Origin of the sequence: Sedimentitalea sediminis (assembly GCF_042687825.1) — a bacterium.
Taxonomy (GTDB): Bacteria; Pseudomonadota; Alphaproteobacteria; order Rhodobacterales; family Rhodobacteraceae; genus Sedimentitalea.
The window spans coordinates 198,157-213,902 of record NZ_JBHUQE010000001.1 but is presented as its reverse complement, the minus strand read 5'-3'; the positions used below and the strand labels follow the sequence as shown (position 1 = coordinate 213,902).

Genomic DNA, 15,746 nt, shown 5'->3' with positions numbered 1-15,746 from the left:
CGGCACGCCGGGTCAATCTGCGGCGGTCAGGGGTCGATCCACCCGATGTTGCCGTCATCCCGGCGATACACCACGTTCAACCCCTCTTTGCCTTCGTTGCGGAAAACCAGGATCGGTGCACCGGCCAGCTCCATCTGCATCACGGCTTCGCCCACAGACAACGACGGTATCTGTGTTTCCATCTCGGCGACAATGATCGGCTGCAGCGAGGCCGGTTCGGCATCCTCGGCCTGTTCTTCCGAGGCGAGGATATACGAGGACGCGCCAAAGAGTTCAACCGGTTCCGAGCGGTCTTTGTGATGGTCTTTCAACCTGCGCTTGTAGCGGCGCAACTGCTTTTCCAGCTTCTCGGCGCAGCCTTCGAAGGCGGCGTAAATCTCGTGCGCGTGGGCCTTGGCGGTGGCATTCAGACCCGTCGACAGGTGAATGGTCGCCTCACAGACAAATTCGCTGGCCGCGCGAGAGAAGATCACGTTGGCGCCGGTCGGCCGTTCCGCATATTTCTGTACCACTTCGTTCAGTTCGGTCTTGACGTGCGTCTGCAGAGCTTCGCCAATATCGATCTGTTTTCCGCTGATTTGGTAACGCATCTGTTCTCCTTCATTTTATTCACCCGGCATCGCGGCAGGCATTGGCCGCGCAGACGTCATGGCCGGATGAGAGGGGTTGGCAGTGCGAAATGATACACAGGTACCACACTTGCGCCGAAGGTAGTTCCAGTCGCTGCATCAGATTGTGCACTTGCCATGAGTCCATTTGAGGCGACAGTCACGGTCAGAGTCAATGCAAAGGCGTATCATTTTTTGTCGGAGAGCGACCTGCATTTCCTCACGGAGGGTCACGAAATGCGGAAATTCTCGCCCAGGTAGACGCGTCGCACATTCTCGTTTTCCACGACCTCGGCGGGCGTGCCGGACATCAGAACCTGTCCGTCATGCAGAATATAAGCGTGATCGACGATTTCCAGCGTCTCGCGCACGTTGTGATCGGTGATCAGCACGCCGATGCCGCGTTTTTTCAGGTCGGCGACCAGGTGACGGATATCGCCAACCGAAATCGGGTCGACGCCGGCAAAGGGTTCGTCCAGCAGCAGGTATTTCGGATCCGCTGCAAGGCATCTGGCAATCTCGACACGCCGACGTTCGCCGCCCGACAGCGCCAATGCCGGGGCCCGGCGCAGGTGCTCGATCGAGAAATCCGACAGCAGTTCTTCGAGCCGCTCGCGGCGCTTGTGATGATCGCGCTGGCTGATGTCCAGCACCGCCGAGATGTTGTCCTCGACGCTGAGACCGCGAAAGATCGACATCTCCTGGGGCAGATACCCGATGCCCAGCCGGGCACGGCGGTACATTGGCAGATTGGTCACGACCTGGCCGTCAATGGTGACGCGGCCCGCCTCGGGAAAGACCAGCCCGGCGATGGCGTAAAAGGTGGTGGTCTTGCCCGATCCGTTGGGGCCCAGCAGGGCAGCGACCTGGCCCCGCTCCACCGCCATGGTGACATCGCGGATAACGACCTTTTTGCGAAAGGACTTGCGCAGATGCTCGATGCGCAGGCCGGATGTACCTTTGGTCACCTTGAGATTCGGCGTCTTCATTGGTCTTCGCCCGTTTGCAGGATGGTTTTGACCCGGCCCGACATGTTGGCGGTGCCGGTGGTCAGGTTCACCGTCATTCTTTCCGAGGTCAGCGCGTTTGGCCCCTGGGTCAACAGAACATTGCCCGTCATCACGATCACGCCGGTGTCGATGCTGTAATCTGCCCGATCGGCCTGGGCGGCATCCGGGCCATTTACCAGCACCACATCGCCGGTCGCCTGCAGCCTTTCGACCCCGCTCTCGTCCTGGTTATAGATCACCTGAACCCGGTCGGCGCTCAGACGCATGACGCCCTGGCTGACCCGAACATTTCCGGTGAATTCGGCCGACCCGTCGGACTGGTTGACCGCCAGTTCATCCGCCGTCACCTCGACGGGCAGGCTGGTGTCGGCCTTGATCGCGCCAAAGGCCACGCGGGTGTCCCGCGACTGCGCCTGGGCGCTACCAGCGGCGAGTGACAGGCACAAAATGAGGGCGCTGAGACGGTTCACTCGTTATCTTTCCGGCTGTTTCGGACGGTATATCAGCTTAACGCCATTCTTGAAAAGCACATGGACATCGTCGCTGTCGCTTTTCGATGTGATCTGCATCTGTCCCGCTGTCAGATCACCCATTGGGCCGGTGGCCGTGACCTCGCCCTTGCTGCGGGCGTCGATGCCGCTGAGCGCCGTGTCCAGCATGTCTGTCAAGACCACCAGGCCAGTCGAGGTGGCGATGCGGACATTGCCCTGAAACGTTGCCATATCCGAAATCGGGTTGACCGAGCCGGTCTCGGATTTCAGCTTGATCTGCCGTCCGTCGGCCAGCTTGATGCGGGCCGAGAGATTGTTGGCGCTGCCTGGGTCGCCCTGGCCGCCTGGACGTGCCGCGTCGGCAGAGACCAGGATTTCCTCGCCCTTGGCCGTGGTGCCGGAAAAGAACGGTTTGGTGACCTGCTGGTCGCGCATACGGCTCGTTACGTCGGCCTCGGTAAAGGGGATTGTCGTCGAGATGTCCTGACTGCGCGACAACAGGAACAGCGTTGCCAAGATGGCCAGGGCCGCCAGCGGAAGCAGCACCTTGAAAAAGGCCACCAGGCGCGAATAGCGATCCACCGTCGCGCCCGCCCTATCCCAGACCGACCCGCAGGCAGTCATGGATGTGCAACAACCCCAGCGGATTTGTGGGGCCGTCGGGCGCCAGTACAAACAGGCAGGTGATCTTGCGCTGGTTCATGATCGCCACCGCCTCTTCGGCCAGCGCGTCCGGGCCGATCGTAGTGGGGTCTGCGGTCATTACCTGGCCCGCGTCATGGGTCAGTAGCCCGTCCATCTTGCGGCGCAGATCGCCGTCGGTGATGATCCCGGCCAGCGTACCGTCCGGGGCGCAGACGCCGGCAACGCCAAAGCCCTTTTGGCTGATCTCGATCAGCGTGTCGCCCATCGGCGTGTCCATATCTACCAGCGGCAGGGCGTCGCCGGCATGCATCAGGTCGCGCACTTTGGACAGGCGTGCGCCCAGCTTGCCGCCAGGGTGGAATTCGCGGAAATGCTCGGGTGTAAAGGCCCGGTGTTCCATCAGCGCGACCGCCAGCGCATCGCCCAGCGCCAGGGTCATCGTTGTCGACGAGGTCGGAACGATGCCGGTGCCGCAGGCCTCTTCGGCCTGGGGCAGGACCAGCGCCACGTCCGATTGCCGCAGCAGCGTCGAACCCGGCCGGCTGGCGACGCCGATCAGGGGGATGGCAAAGCGGCGGGTATAGGCGACCAGATCGGCCAGTTCCGGGGTTTCGCCCGAATTGGACAGCACCAGTGCCACGTCGCCCTGCGCCATCATGCCCAGATCGCCGTGGCTGGCCTCGGCCGGATGCACGAAATGCGCCGGAGTTCCAGTACTGGCAAAGGTGGCGGCGATCTTCCGAGCGATATGGCCGGATTTGCCCATGCCGCTGACGATCACGCGGCCGCGCGCGTTCAGCAGAACCTCGATGGCGCGGTCAAACTCGTCGTTCAGGCCGGCTTCCAGCTGGGCCAGGGCGTCGGCCTCGGTGCGGATGACGCGGCGGGCGGTTGTCTGAAAGGTGCTGGTCATGAATGCGCAAAGATGTCGGTTTCGGGCCAGCCGGCCAAATCCAGCCGGGCGCGCGTTGGCAGAAATTCGAAACAGGCCTGGGCGATGTCGGTCCGTTGCTCACGAGCCAGACGCCGATCCAGTTCGTCGCGCAGGCGATGCAGGTGCAACACGTCTGATGCGGCATAATCCAGTTGTGCAGCGGTCAGTTCGGCGGCGCCCCAGTCGCTCATTTGCTGCTGTTTGCTGATATCGATCCCCAGCAATTCCTGGGTCAGGTTCTTCAATCCGTGCCGGTCAGTATAGGTGCGGATCAGCCGCGAGGCGATCTTTGTGCAATAGACCGGAGCTGCCAGAGCACCAAAGGCGTGGTACATTGCGGCGATGTCGAATCGGCCGAAATGAAACAGCTTCAGCACTTCGGGGTTTTCCAGCATGGCGCAGAGATTGGGCGCCGCGGTCTGGCCCCTGGCCACCTGGACGATATGAGCGTCGCCGTCCCCGCTGGACATCTGAATGACGCAGAGCCGATCGCGATACGGATTGAGTCCCATGGTTTCGCAATCAATCGCGACAGCCGGACCCAGGTCCAGCCCGTCGGGCAGATCGTTCTGATAGAGGTGGTTGGCCAAATTTACGTCCCTTGTCTGCGCCCGGCGCGTGGCTTCACGCCGAAATAGGCGCTTTGCGCGGCGAACTCAACTGCCGCGGGGAACAGCCGGACCCGGCAACGGCCGAGACGCGTCATGTGCGGGGCTCAGCGCGGGCGCTTTTCACCGGGTGTCGCGGCGCGGCGCAGGATCAAACCCAGCCGGTCGAAACTGTTGCGGATGCTATCCGGCTCGGGCTTGGCAAAGAAGGCGTCCAGATCCGGCCAGACGCGGATCGCCTGATCGACCACCGGATCGGCGCCCTCGGCATAGAGACCGGCCTTGATCATCACCTCGGACTGTTCATAGGCACCCAGCAGCCGCCGAACATCTGCAATCACGGCGTTTTCGGCATCGCTGGCGGCGTCGGGCAAGCTGCGTGAGACCGACCTGCTGACGTCGATGGCCGGGAAACGGCCCCGTTCCGCGATCTCGCGGTTCAGCACAATATGGCCGTCCAGAACCCCGCGCAGGATATCGGCGATGGGCTCGTCCATGTCCGACCCGGCGACCAGCACGCTGAACACGGCAGTGATATGTCCCTGGCCAAAGCGTCCGGGGCCGGCACGTTCGCAGAGGGCGGTGATCATCGGCGTGACCGACGGAGGAAAGCCCCGCAGGGCAGGCGCTTCGCCGCCGGACACCGCGATTTCGCGATGTGCTTCGGCAAACCGGGTCACAGAATCGGCCAGGAACAGCACGTTCAGGCCCTGGTCGCGAAAATGTTCGGCTGCGGCCATTGCCGCCCAGGCACAGCGTCGGCGGGTCAGGGCGGACTGATCCGAAGTTGCGGCCAGAACGACGGCGCGTTTCATGCCTTCGGGCCCCAACACCCGGTCGACGAAATCGTTGACCTCACGGCCACGTTCGCCGACCAGCGCGATCACCACGATATCGGCCGTCATGTTGCGCGCCAATTGCGCCAGCAGGCGCGACTTGCCGACACCCGAGCCGGCAAACAGACCGACGCGCTGACCCTGTACGATCGGCAGCATGGTGTTCAGGACCGACAGGCCTGTTGCCACGCGTTCCCCCAACGGCATCCGCTCGACCGCGGGCGGTGGAGAAGACATCAGATCGTGAACAACACCGCCGCGGCTGAGCGGTTTGCCATCCAAAGGCGCACCATACGGATCGATGACGCGACCGATCCAGTGATCACCCGGCGCAAAGGGCGGTACCCGGTGCAGGACCACCTGATCACCGATCGCGACACCGTCGGGTGCTGCGTCCGGCAACATGTGCACAATATTCTGATCAATCTGCAGAACCTCGCCGGCCAACGGAGTGCCGGGCGTACGTCTGAGCACAAGGTGATCGCCAATATGCGCGTCGCCGGCGAGGCCGGACAATTGCACCGTCCCACCGTGCACGCTGATGACACGGCCGACCGGCCGGGCGATCTGGGCAGTGGCGATTTCGTCGCGCAGCATTTTCAGGTCCAGCGTCACGTTTCGGATCTCCTTTTGTTCCCTGCACACTCTTTCTAAAGGAATCGGGGTTAAGCCTTGATTGAAATTGATCGAGGGAGAAGCCCCGATGTTCCAAGGATTGAACGTCTTTAAGACCGCGTACGCCATGGCAACACATGCCGGGCAGCGACAGGCCATCGTGGCGGAAAACGTCGCCAACGCAGACACGCCGGGCTACAAGGCCCGTGACATCCTGCCTTTTGCACAAGTCTATGATGGCGCGGCGTCATCTGGCATGCGTGCCAGCCGTGCGGGTCATCTGAACGCCCCGGCCGGTGCCGCGAACGGTTGGCAAAGCTTTGCCACAGATACACAAACCGACCCGAACGGCAATTCGGTTTCAGTCGAACTGGAACTGATGAAAGGCGCCGAGATCAACAGTCAGCACAACCGCGCTCTGGCGATCTACAAGTCTTCGCTGTCTATCCTGCGCACCAGTCTTGGCCGGTCATAGAGGGCGCGACGATGAGTGAATTTTCCAACGCCCTTTCGGTTTCGGCCAGCGCCCTGCGCGCCCAGGCCACCCGTCTGCGCCACGTCTCCGAGAACATCTCGAATGCGGACACGCCGGGATACCGGCGCAAAAGCGTGGCCTTTGAAACCGTGCGCGGTCCGAATGACACGGATTTGGTCTCGGTGGGACGGGTGCGGCTGGACCAAAGCTCGCTTGAGCGGGTTTTTGACCCCAGCCACCCGTTGGCTGACGATTCGGGCCATTATGACGGGTCCAATGTCGATCTGATGATCGAAATCGCTGACGCCCGCGAGGCGCAGCGCAGCTATGAAGCTAACCTGAAGATGTTCGACCAGTCCCGGCAAATGTCTGCCGGCCTGATGGCACTCTTGCGAAAATAAAGGAGATCCAGAATGGATGTTCGCTCTCTCTCTGCCGTGCAGAACTATGGTGCGGCGCGCCCCGCCACACAGCCCGATCCTGCGTCCGAAGGCGCCGGCGCGCAAATCCGCTCGGCCTTTCAGGACTTTGCCGCAACTCTGCAGCATGGCGAAGAAACCGCCATGGCGGCAATGACCGGCGATGCCGATCCACATGCGCTGGTTCAGGCGCTGGCGCAGACCGAACTGGCCGTGGAAACCGCCATCACGGTGCGCAACAAGGTCGTTGAGGCCTATCAGGAAATCCTGCGGATGCCGGTCTGACATGCTGTCCGAAGGCATCTTCTATGACACGCTGCGCCAGGGGCTGTGGGTCGCCGTGACCGTCTCGATTCCGATCCTCACGGTGGCACTGGTGACCGGTCTGGCGATCGGCCTGTTCCAGGCCCTGACGTCGATCCAGGAAATGACCCTGACCTTCGTTCCGAAACTCGCGGCCATCGTCATCGTCTTTTGGCTGTCCATGGGGTTCATGACCCAGACGCTGGTGGCGTTTTTCGATGGCCATATCATCCCGCTGATCATTGGAAATCTGTAATGGACGCTGCCAGCTATGTGATCCTGTCCCGCCAATCCGGGTTGACGCGCGAGATGCGCATTGTCGCGAATAATATCGCCAACGCGGCGACTACGGGCTTTCGGCAAGAGGGATTGATCTTTTCCGAATTCGTCAAATCCGCTCCGGGTCAGTCGTCGCTCTCGATGAGCGAGGCCCATGTGCGCAACACGTCGATGGCTCAGGGCGCGCTGACACAGACGAACGGCACATTCGATTTTGCAATCGAAGGCGACGGGTTCTTTCTGGTGGACACGCCCGCCGGCCAGCGACTGACGCGGTCGGGCAGCTTTTCGCCAAATGCCGATGGCGATCTGGTCACCATGGACGGCCACCGGGTTCTGGATGCCGGCGGTGCGCCGGTGTTCGTGCCTCCCGGCGTCGCCGGTATCAGTGTTGCCGCCGACGGTACGCTCAGTGCCGATGGTCAGTTGCTGGGTCAGATCGGGCTCTACAACCCCACTGATCCTCTGGGATTGGTGCGCGAGGATGGCGTGATGTTTAGGGCAGAGGCCGGGGTCGAGCCGGCGGAGAATGCCACCATTCTGCAGGGCTTTGTCGAGGCGTCAAACGTGAATGCGATCCTGCAGGTCTCGCGCATGATCGAGGTCCAGCGGGCCTATGAAATGGGTCAAAGCTTTCTCGAACGCGAGGATCAGCGCATCCGAAACGCCGTGAAAACCCTTATTAAGTGAACAGAGGATAGGAGAATCCGATGCGTGCCTTGAAAATTGCCGCCACCGGGATGAGCGCACAGCAGCTGCGTGTCGAAACCATTTCCAACAACCTGGCGAATATGAACACCACCGGCTACAACGCCCGGCGCGCCGAGTTTTCCGACCTGCACTACCAGCAGGTCTCGCGGGCGGGTACGGTCAGTGCCTCGGACGGAACGGTGCTGCCAACCGGCATCCAGCTGGGGCTGGGTGTGCGGCCCAGCGCGGTCACCATCCATCTGGCGCAAGGGGCGCTGGGCGAAACCGGGAACGACCTGGATGTCGCCATCGAGGGCAAGGGGTATCTGGAGCTGACTCTGCCGTCGGGTGACACGGCCTATACCCGGGACGGCAGTCTGAAACGCTCGGCCGAGGGGCTGATCGTCACCTCGGACGGTCATGCGGTCGCGCCGGAAATCGTGATCCCGTCGGATGCGCACAGCATTTCGATCAACGCGGCGGGCGAGGTCTATGCTTACTTCACGGACACTGCCGAAGGTCAGTTGCTGGGGCAGTTCACGCTTGCGGATTTCACCAATGCCAAGGGGCTCGAGGCGATCGGAAGCAACCTGTTCAAGGAAACCGAAGCGTCGGGTCCCGCACTGGTGTCGACGCCGGGTGAAGACGGCCTGGGCACGCTGCGGCAAGGATACCTGGAATCCAGCTCGGTCGACGCAGTGCGCGAAGTGACCGAATTGATCGAGGCCCAGCGTGGCTATGAAATGAACGCCAAGGTCATCTCTGCCGCGGATCAGATGATGGCCGCCACCACGCAGGTGCGGTGATGACACGGCTGATCGCCTTACTGCTGTTGATCGCCGCGCCAGAGCTGAGCGCCGACATTCTGGTGCCGACACGCACGATCCGTGCCAAGGAAATCATCGCCGCCGAGGACCTGATTCCCAAGAATGTCGAGGTCGCGGGCGCGCTGAGCGCCGCCAGCGATCTGGTGGGGCAGGAAGCCCGGGTGGCACTTTATCCCGGCCGGCCGGTGCGGCCGGGGGATGTCGGCCCGCCGGCGATCGTCAGCCGCAACGATACTGTGTCGCTGGTTTTCTTGCAGGGCGGGCTGCGGATCGAAACCGAAGGCCGGTCCCTGGGACGTGGGGCCGCCGGTGAAGTCATTCGCGTGATGAACCTGTCATCGCGCGCAACCGTGAGTGGTCGCGTTCAAAGCGACGGATCCATCGAGGTTCAATGATGAGAAACAGACAATTCGCACTTTCCCTGGCCTTGAGCGGCCTCGTGGCGTTGGGCGCCTGTGGCCGGATGGACCATCTTGGCAAACCGCCGTCCTTCAGTGCAAATACAGAGACGTCGGAACATGTCGCCATGCTGATGCCGGGTCTGCCGCTGCAGACCCAACCGCAGCGGACCGTCGATCGCTCGTCTCTATGGAGCGGTGAGCGCCAATCTCTGCTGGGCGACCGGCGGGCGATGACCAAGGGCGATATTCTGACCGTGGTCATAGAGATCGATGAAAAGGCCGAAATCAGCAATGACACCAAGCGGTCACGCGACGGATCGGAAAGTCTGGAAGTGCCGCAGCTCCTCGGCCTGCCGCAACGCCTCGACAGAAGGTTGCCCGAGGGGGCAACGTCGGCCGAGCTTGTGGATTTGGGTTCGAAAAGCGAAACCACCGGCAAAGGCTCGGTCAAGCGCAAGGAAAAGCTGACGCTGCGCGTGGCCGCAACGATCACCGACGTGCTGCCCAACGGTGTTCTGGCGATTTCTGGTTCGCAGGAACTGCGCGTGAACTTCGAACTGCGCGAATTGCTGGTCGCAGGATATGTGCGGCCCGAGGACATATCGCGCCTGAACGAAGTGACCTATGACAAGATTGCGTCGGCCCGGGTGTCTTATGGCGGGCGGGGACAGATCACGGACGTTCAGCAACCGCGCTATGGGCAGCAAATCCTCGACACCGTTCTGCCGTTCTGAGGTCCGCTGATGTTGTCGAAACTCATCCCTTTGGTCTTTCTCATCCTGGGCACGGGTGCCGGCGTTGGCGCGGGGATTTTCCTTGCGCCGGCCGCGCCCTCCGAAAACCATGACACTGCAACCGCCGAAGCAAAATCGGAAGCGGCCCACGCTGACCACGAAGAGGCCGCAACCACCGAATTTGTCAAGCTGAACAACCAGTTCGTGGTACCCGTCGTCAAAAGCGGCCAGGTCTCGTCGTTGGTGGTCATGTCGCTGAGCGTCGAAACCAGCGTGTCGATGAATGACACGGTTTTCGAGCGCGAACCGAAACTGCGCGACCTGTTTCTGCGCGTGCTTTTTGATCACGCCAATATGGGCGGTTTTGACGGAGCCTTTACGCAGCCCGAACGCCTGGATGTCTTGCGTTTGGCGCTCAGGGACGTGGCGGTTAAGGAGTTGGGCGAAAACGTTGCCGGCATTCTCATCACAGATATCGCGCGACAGGACAACTGATCTTGCCTCGACCCGTGCTGCCTGGGACCCGTGCGCCTGAAGCAGCCGGGGCACCCTGCGCGCGGCGGTTGATCCCGGTCCGGTGTTCGCGGTAACATCCGTTCAAGCCACCGCCATTCCCTGCGCTGAAGGTTCTGCCTCGTGTCTCTAGACTCCAAACGCCCGTTGACCCTGCGCGATGTTTCCGAAGCTTCGGGGGTTTCGGAAATGACCGTCAGCCGGGTATTGCGCAACCGGGGTGACGTGTCCGACGCGACGCGGACGCGGGTTCTGGCCGCTGCAAAAGAATTGGGATACGTGCCCAACAAGATTGCCGGAGCCCTGGCCAGCAACCGGGTGAATCTGGTGGCCGTGATCATCCCTTCGTTGTCCAATATGGTGTTTCCGGAAGTGTTGACGGGCGTCAATCAGGTGCTGGAAGGCACCGAGTTGCAACCGGTGGTCGGAGTGACCGACTATCTGCCGGAGAAGGAAGAGCGCGTTCTCTACGAAATGCTGTCCTGGCGGCCGTCCGGCGTGATCATCGCCGGGCTCGAACATTCCGAAGCCAGCCGCGCCATGCTCAAGGCCGCGGGTATTCCCGTCGTCGAGATCATGGATACCGATGGCACGCCGGTCGATGCGATGGTGGGCATTTCGCATCGGCGCGCCGGCCGCGAAATGGCGCAGGCGATCCTGAAAGCCGGTTATCGGCATATCGGTTTCATGGGCACAAAAATGCCGCTGGACCACCGTGCGCGCAAACGGTTCGAAGGCTTGACCGAGGTGCTGGCCAAAAGCGGAGTCGAAATCGAGGACCGGGCGTTTTATTCCGGCGGATCGGCGCTGGTCAAGGGGCGCGAGATGACCCAGGCCATGCTAGAACGGTCTCCGGATCTGGATTTCCTGTATTATTCCAATGACATGATCGGTGCCGGCGGCTTGCTCTATCTGCTGGAACAGGGAATCGAGATTCCGGGTCAGATCGGCCTGGCGGGTTTCAACGGGGTCGAATTGCTGCAGGGACTGCCCCGCAAACTGGCGACGATGGATGCCTGCCGGTTAGAGATCGGGCGAAAAGCGGCCGGGATTATCGCGGCGCGTCTGGCGGAACCGCCGGAACCCGCAGAAACGGCAATTACCCTGACGCCGACCATCGCGTTTGGCGACACATTGAAACGTCACTGATTTCGGGTCTGACAGCGTTGATTGGTGCTCATTGCGCCGCGTGTTTCCTGGAAAGAACCAGTTCGGGCAATAGAACGGCCTCGATCAGTTCCTTGCACAGACCGCTGCAGTCTGTGCACCCGACACAGGGACCATTGAGTTTCGACAGTTCGGCAGTCAACTCTGTTGTTCGGGGGGCGGCGGCGATGAGGCGGCTGATGTACATGAGTGACTCCGATACAATCGATAAGCGAGAAAAGGGCTCAATAAAACGCGTCAGTTACTGACCTTTGGCATCCTAGCACGCATTGGCTGATTCCGCCAAATCCCGCCCGTCCTTTATCCCGGCAGCAGAAACAGGGTTATGGCTGGGAACAGCACCAGGATCACCACCCGCACCAGATCCGAGCCGACAAAGAACATCACGGCCTTGTAGGTCTCCACCATTGAGGTCTGGCGATCCATCGCGTTGATGATGAACAGGTTCATGCCAACTGGCGGGGTGATCAGGCCGACCTCGACCACGATCAGAACCAGAATGCCGAACCAGATCGCTACCTGTTCCGGGCTGAGGCCGAAATCCAGTACGCTGATGACTGGAAAGAAAATGGGAATGGTCAGCAGGATCATGCTGAGACTGTCCATCAGGCAGCCGAACAGCAGATAGAAAACCAGGACCAGCGACAGCACGGTCCAGGGGCTGAACCCCTGGCTGACGACAAAATTGGACAATTCCTGGGGCACCTGGGTCAGGGCGAGAAAACCGTTGTAGAACCCGGCGCCAAGGACAATGAAAAAGATCATCGCGGTTGATCGGGCGGTGACCATAAAGCTCTCCATCAGCGTGAAACGGGTCAGGCCGCCATTCAACAATGCGATCACACCGGTTCCGGCGGCGCCGACCGCGGCGCCTTCGGTGGGGGTGAACCAGCCCAGATAGATGCCGCCCACGACCAGGCCAAAGACCAGCAGCACGGGCCAGACTCGAAACAGCGCTGCAAAGCGTTCGCCATAGGGAACGGCGGGGCGGGTGCCGGCAGAATCGGGGTAAAGACGCACATAGATCGAAATCGCGATGACATAGCCCAGCGCGGCCAATAGCCCGGGAATGAAGGCGGCCAGGAACAGTTTGGCGATGTTCTGTTCGGTCAGGATCGCATAGATCACCAGTACGACCGACGGCGGGATCAGAATGCCCAGGGTTCCGCCTGCGGCGAGAGTCGCGGTGGAAAAACCGCCGGCATAGCCATATTGCTTGAGTTCCGGCAGCGCCACCCGGCCCATCGTCGCCGCGGTTGCCAGCGAGCTGCCGCAGATCGCGCCGAACCCGGCGCAGGCCCCGATGGCGGCCATGGCGACCCCGCCCTTGCGGTGGCCGAGAAAGCCTTCGGCAGCCTTGAACAGGGCCGAGGACATGCCACCCAGCGTCGCGAAATGCCCCATCAGCAGGAACATCGGCACGATCGTCAGCGAATAGCTTGAAAAGGTGGTGTAGGTTTCGTTCTTGAGGCGCGAAAACGCGACATTCGTGCCATCGGTGACAATAATCAGCCCGAAAAGGCCGACCAGAAACATCGCCAGACCGATCGGAACCCGCAGAAAGATCAGGATCATCAAAGCCGGAAATGAGGCGATTCCGATCTCTAGCGTCGTCATTGATCCGTCTCCACGCCGTCCCAGATGATAATGCGGCCGGTGAGAAACTCGTAAATGCGCGCACCTGCGACATAGCTGCCCACGATCGCGGACACGACGGCGCCGATCAGGCTGGCCGCATAGGCCCACCAGATCGGGAATTGCAGCAAAAAGGTGGTTTCGCCATAGCGCATCTTGCTGGTCATCCCGTCATAGAGTTTCCAGGCGATCAGGATCAGAACTGCGGCAAAAACGATCTCGGTGATCATGCGCATGAACCGGTTCAGGCGCGCTGGAAACCTGTTGGTGAAAATGTCGACCGAGGCGTGCCCGGCCGTGATCTGGCACAGCGGAAGAAAGGCAAAGATGGCAAAAGCCACTCCGGATTCGACCAGTTCGAAATCGCCATTCACCGGGCCGACCCCGATGTCGATCATCCATCTGGCAAAGCCGGGCGCCAGGCTCTGCATCAGCGGGCCGTGAAAAAACCCGTTCAGCAGCCGCCCAACGATTGAAACACAGGTCAGCAGGATCAGCAGCGTCAGAACGACACCGCCAAGAAAGGCCATGACGCGGGCCAGACCCATCATAAAACTTTTCATTCCACCATCCTGCAACACGCCGGGCCGGCCGCAGCCGTGGTGACAGCGCCACCACGGCCGACTTTCAGCGGTTGCCGGCTATTCCGTGTACTTGTCGATCAGCATCCGGGCTTCGTCGATCAAGGCCTGACCGTCGATTCCCTTGCTACTCATGTCTGCGATCCACTCGTCATAGATCGGCTGGCTGGCTTCTTTCCACACTGCGGTCTGTTCCACGTCCAGCGTGATGATGTTGTTGCCGTTGTCCAGCGCCGCCTGCCGGGCCGGTCCATCGGAATCTTCCTGGGTTCCACCGGCAAAAACCGAAAACTCCAGCCCGGAATTATCATCCAGTACCTTTTTCAGGTCGTCGGGCATGCTCTCGTATTTTTCCTTGTTCATCGCGAGAACAAAGGTCAGGACGTACAGCGCATTGCCGGTAAATTCGGTATGGTTGTGCACCAGTTCAGGAACTTTCAGGGCTGCGGTGACTTCCCACGGGATGGTGGTGCCGTCGATCACGCCTTTGGAGAGGCCTTCGGGAACTGCCGGGACCGGCATGCCGACCGGGGTCGCCCCAAGTTTCGTCAGCAGGGAATTGATCGAGCGCGACCCGCCGCGGATCTTCATGCCCTGCAGGTCCTCGGGGGTCGCAACAGGCTTGTTGCTATGGATAAGGCCGGGGCCGTGCACCCAGGTACCCAGGATATGGACATCCTTGAATTCGGTATCCTTCCAGTGCTTGTCGAACATCTCCCAATAGGCGCGGCTGACGGCGCGCGCATTGGTCATCATGAACGGCAGCTCAAAGACTTCGGTGCTGGGGAACCGGCCCGGCGTATAGCCGACAACCGTCCAGACGATATCGGCCACGCCGTCGATGGCCTGATCCATCAGTTCCGGGGGCCGCCCGCCCAGTTGCATCGACGGATAGCGGTCGATCTTGATGCGTCCATCCGAGGCCGCTTCGACCTTGTCGGCCCAGACGTCCAGGATCAGTTTCGGCACGTTGGCCTGTGCCGGCAGAAACTGGTGCAGCTTCAGCGTGACCTCTTGTGCCAGTGCCGGCGCTGCCGGGATGCCGGCGGTCAACGCGGCCATGGCCGCTGCACCCGCAAAGCCCAAAAGCCTTCTCCGATGGGTCATGTCTATCCTCCCTGTTGAACGGATTATCCATTCTTAAGATGGTTTTACCCGACTCAGCAATGTCTGGCGTGCAATCTGCGGCATTCGCCCAAGGTATGGTCTGTCGAATTGTCGGCGTCCTGTGGCACGCTTTTCGCGCTATGCGGGTTTCTGTGGCTCGATCTTCTGCTCAGGCCGCCGCCGTCAGGGTCAGTTCGACCGGGTCCAGCCCGTCGATGCTACCGGATATCACGTCGCCGGGGACGACCGATCCGACGCCCGCCGGGGTGCCGGTCAGGATCAGATCTCCGGGACGCAGGTGATAAAAGCCGGACAGGTGGGCAATGATCTCCTCTGGGCTCCAGATCAGTTCCGCCAGCGTCGCATCCTGCCGAATTTCGCCGTTCACCGACAGATGAATTCGCTGACTGCCGATTGCAGCCATGTCCCGGATGGGAGTCAGAGGCGCAAAAACTGCGGAACACTCGACATCCTTGCCCAGCGACCAGGGACGTTGTTGGGACCGCTCGCTGATCTGAAGATCGCGTCGGGTCATGTCAAGCGCACAGCAGTATCCGAAGACCGCCGCACGCGCCTGAGCGATGTCGGCCTGAAAAACGGCAGTACCGATAGCCAGCGCCAGTTCCATCTCGTGGTGATAGTTTCCGGTACCGGACGGATAGGGCACCCGGGCACCGCCGAGCACCGCATGTGCTGCGGATTTGGTGAAGTAGAAAGGCTTTTCCCGATCAACCTCGACGCCCATCTCGGCGGCATGGGCGGCATAGTTGCGCCCGACGCAGAAAATGCGTCCGATGGGATAGGTCGCAGCCATGTTCCGGACCGGAATGCCCGGCACCGCTGGCAACTCGAATAGACTGTCCGTCAT

The 15,746-nt window shown here is 61.2% G+C and carries 21 protein-coding genes; 10 read left to right on the top strand and 11 right to left on the bottom strand.

What is annotated here, in order from left to right; genetic code table 11:
- Positions 1-26: 26 nt before the first annotated feature.
- From hpf to ACFMPD_RS00980, 7 genes are all read right to left on the bottom strand, one after another.
- Positions 27-590, bottom strand: coding sequence for a ribosome hibernation-promoting factor, HPF/YfiA family (hpf, locus tag ACFMPD_RS01010; RefSeq protein ID WP_380990674.1), 564 nt, complete (start codon positions 588-590; stop codon positions 27-29).
- 248 nt (positions 591-838) lie between these two features.
- The gene (gene lptB, locus ACFMPD_RS01005) at positions 839-1,597 is read right to left on the bottom strand and encodes an LPS export ABC transporter ATP-binding protein (RefSeq protein ID WP_380990671.1); all 759 of its coding nucleotides are present in this window, start codon (positions 1,595-1,597) and stop codon (positions 839-841) included.
- The gene (gene lptA, locus ACFMPD_RS01000; RefSeq protein WP_380990668.1) at positions 1,594-2,088 is read right to left on the bottom strand and encodes a lipopolysaccharide transport periplasmic protein LptA; all 495 of its coding nucleotides are present in this window, start codon (positions 2,086-2,088) and stop codon (positions 1,594-1,596) included. The genes lptB and lptA overlap by 4 nt, the downstream gene beginning before the upstream one ends.
- 3 nt (positions 2,089-2,091) lie before the next feature.
- Complete coding sequence (locus ACFMPD_RS00995; RefSeq protein ID WP_380990665.1) at positions 2,092-2,691, bottom strand: LPS export ABC transporter periplasmic protein LptC; 600 nt, start codon at positions 2,689-2,691, stop codon at positions 2,092-2,094.
- 13 nt (positions 2,692-2,704) lie between these two features.
- The gene (locus tag ACFMPD_RS00990) at positions 2,705-3,667 is read right to left on the bottom strand and encodes a KpsF/GutQ family sugar-phosphate isomerase (protein WP_380990662.1); all 963 of its coding nucleotides are present in this window, start codon (positions 3,665-3,667) and stop codon (positions 2,705-2,707) included.
- Positions 3,664-4,278: a ribonuclease D gene (locus ACFMPD_RS00985; RefSeq protein ID WP_380990659.1), complete on the bottom strand. Its 615-nt coding sequence runs from the start codon at positions 4,276-4,278 to the stop codon at positions 3,664-3,666. Before ACFMPD_RS00985 ends, ACFMPD_RS00990 begins: the two co-directional genes overlap by 4 nt.
- 125 nt (positions 4,279-4,403) lie before the next feature.
- Complete coding sequence (locus tag ACFMPD_RS00980; RefSeq protein ID WP_380991084.1) at positions 4,404-5,729, bottom strand: FliI/YscN family ATPase; 1,326 nt, start codon at positions 5,727-5,729, stop codon at positions 4,404-4,406.
- 106 nt (positions 5,730-5,835) lie between these two features.
- Between ACFMPD_RS00980 and ACFMPD_RS00975 the strand changes: the two genes are divergently transcribed.
- The 10 genes from ACFMPD_RS00975 (at position 5,836) to ACFMPD_RS00930 (ending at position 11,537) form a co-directional block, all read left to right on the top strand.
- Entirely contained in the window at positions 5,836-6,222 is a 387-nt protein-coding gene (locus ACFMPD_RS00975) for a FlgB family protein (RefSeq protein ID WP_380990656.1), read from the top strand.
- An 11-nt stretch (positions 6,223-6,233) separates the two neighbouring features.
- Positions 6,234-6,623, top strand: coding sequence for a flagellar basal body rod protein FlgC (gene flgC / locus ACFMPD_RS00970; protein ID WP_380990653.1), 390 nt, complete (start codon positions 6,234-6,236; stop codon positions 6,621-6,623).
- 12 nt (positions 6,624-6,635) lie between these two features.
- On the top strand, positions 6,636-6,926 hold the full coding sequence (fliE, locus tag ACFMPD_RS00965; RefSeq protein ID WP_380990651.1) for a flagellar hook-basal body complex protein FliE: 291 nt from the start codon (positions 6,636-6,638) through the stop codon (positions 6,924-6,926).
- Position 6,927: 1 nt separating this feature from the next.
- Complete coding sequence (locus ACFMPD_RS00960) at positions 6,928-7,200, top strand: flagellar biosynthetic protein FliQ (protein ID WP_380990648.1); 273 nt, start codon at positions 6,928-6,930, stop codon at positions 7,198-7,200.
- Complete coding sequence (locus tag ACFMPD_RS00955) at positions 7,200-7,913, top strand: flagellar hook-basal body complex protein (protein WP_380990645.1); 714 nt, start codon at positions 7,200-7,202, stop codon at positions 7,911-7,913. Before ACFMPD_RS00960 ends, ACFMPD_RS00955 begins: the two co-directional genes overlap by 1 nt.
- 20 nt (positions 7,914-7,933) lie before the next feature.
- The gene (gene flgG / locus ACFMPD_RS00950) at positions 7,934-8,719 is read left to right on the top strand and encodes a flagellar basal-body rod protein FlgG (RefSeq protein ID WP_380990642.1); all 786 of its coding nucleotides are present in this window, start codon (positions 7,934-7,936) and stop codon (positions 8,717-8,719) included.
- Positions 8,719-9,135 carry a flagellar basal body P-ring formation chaperone FlgA gene (gene flgA / locus ACFMPD_RS00945; RefSeq protein WP_380990639.1) on the top strand — a complete coding sequence of 139 codons (417 nt, stop codon included), beginning with the start codon at positions 8,719-8,721 and terminating at the stop codon, positions 9,133-9,135. Before flgG ends, flgA begins: the two co-directional genes overlap by 1 nt.
- Positions 9,135-9,875, top strand: coding sequence for a flagellar basal body L-ring protein FlgH (gene flgH / locus ACFMPD_RS00940; protein WP_380990637.1), 741 nt, complete (start codon positions 9,135-9,137; stop codon positions 9,873-9,875). The genes flgA and flgH overlap by 1 nt, the downstream gene beginning before the upstream one ends.
- A 9-nt stretch (positions 9,876-9,884) precedes the next feature.
- Complete coding sequence (locus ACFMPD_RS00935) at positions 9,885-10,370, top strand: flagellar basal body-associated protein FliL (protein ID WP_380990634.1); 486 nt, start codon at positions 9,885-9,887, stop codon at positions 10,368-10,370.
- Between the two features lie 141 nt (positions 10,371-10,511).
- On the top strand, positions 10,512-11,537 hold the full coding sequence (locus ACFMPD_RS00930; protein WP_380990631.1) for a LacI family DNA-binding transcriptional regulator: 1,026 nt from the start codon (positions 10,512-10,514) through the stop codon (positions 11,535-11,537).
- 318 nt (positions 11,538-11,855) lie between these two features.
- Here the strand turns inward: ACFMPD_RS00930 and ACFMPD_RS00925 are convergent, their stop codons facing one another.
- From ACFMPD_RS00925 to ACFMPD_RS00910, 4 genes are all read right to left on the bottom strand, one after another.
- Positions 11,856-13,172 carry a TRAP transporter large permease gene (locus ACFMPD_RS00925; protein WP_380990628.1) on the bottom strand — a complete coding sequence of 439 codons (1,317 nt, stop codon included), beginning with the start codon at positions 13,170-13,172 and terminating at the stop codon, positions 11,856-11,858.
- Positions 13,169-13,753, bottom strand: coding sequence for a TRAP transporter small permease (locus ACFMPD_RS00920; RefSeq protein ID WP_380990625.1), 585 nt, complete (start codon positions 13,751-13,753; stop codon positions 13,169-13,171). The genes ACFMPD_RS00925 and ACFMPD_RS00920 overlap by 4 nt, the downstream gene beginning before the upstream one ends.
- Before the next feature lie 78 nt (positions 13,754-13,831).
- Positions 13,832-14,878 (bottom strand): TRAP transporter substrate-binding protein, encoded by a 1,047-nt coding sequence (locus ACFMPD_RS00915; RefSeq protein ID WP_380990622.1) that lies wholly within the window; start codon positions 14,876-14,878, stop codon positions 13,832-13,834.
- Between the two features lie 169 nt (positions 14,879-15,047).
- Complete coding sequence (locus ACFMPD_RS00910) at positions 15,048-15,746, bottom strand: fumarylacetoacetate hydrolase family protein (protein ID WP_380990620.1); 699 nt, start codon at positions 15,744-15,746, stop codon at positions 15,048-15,050.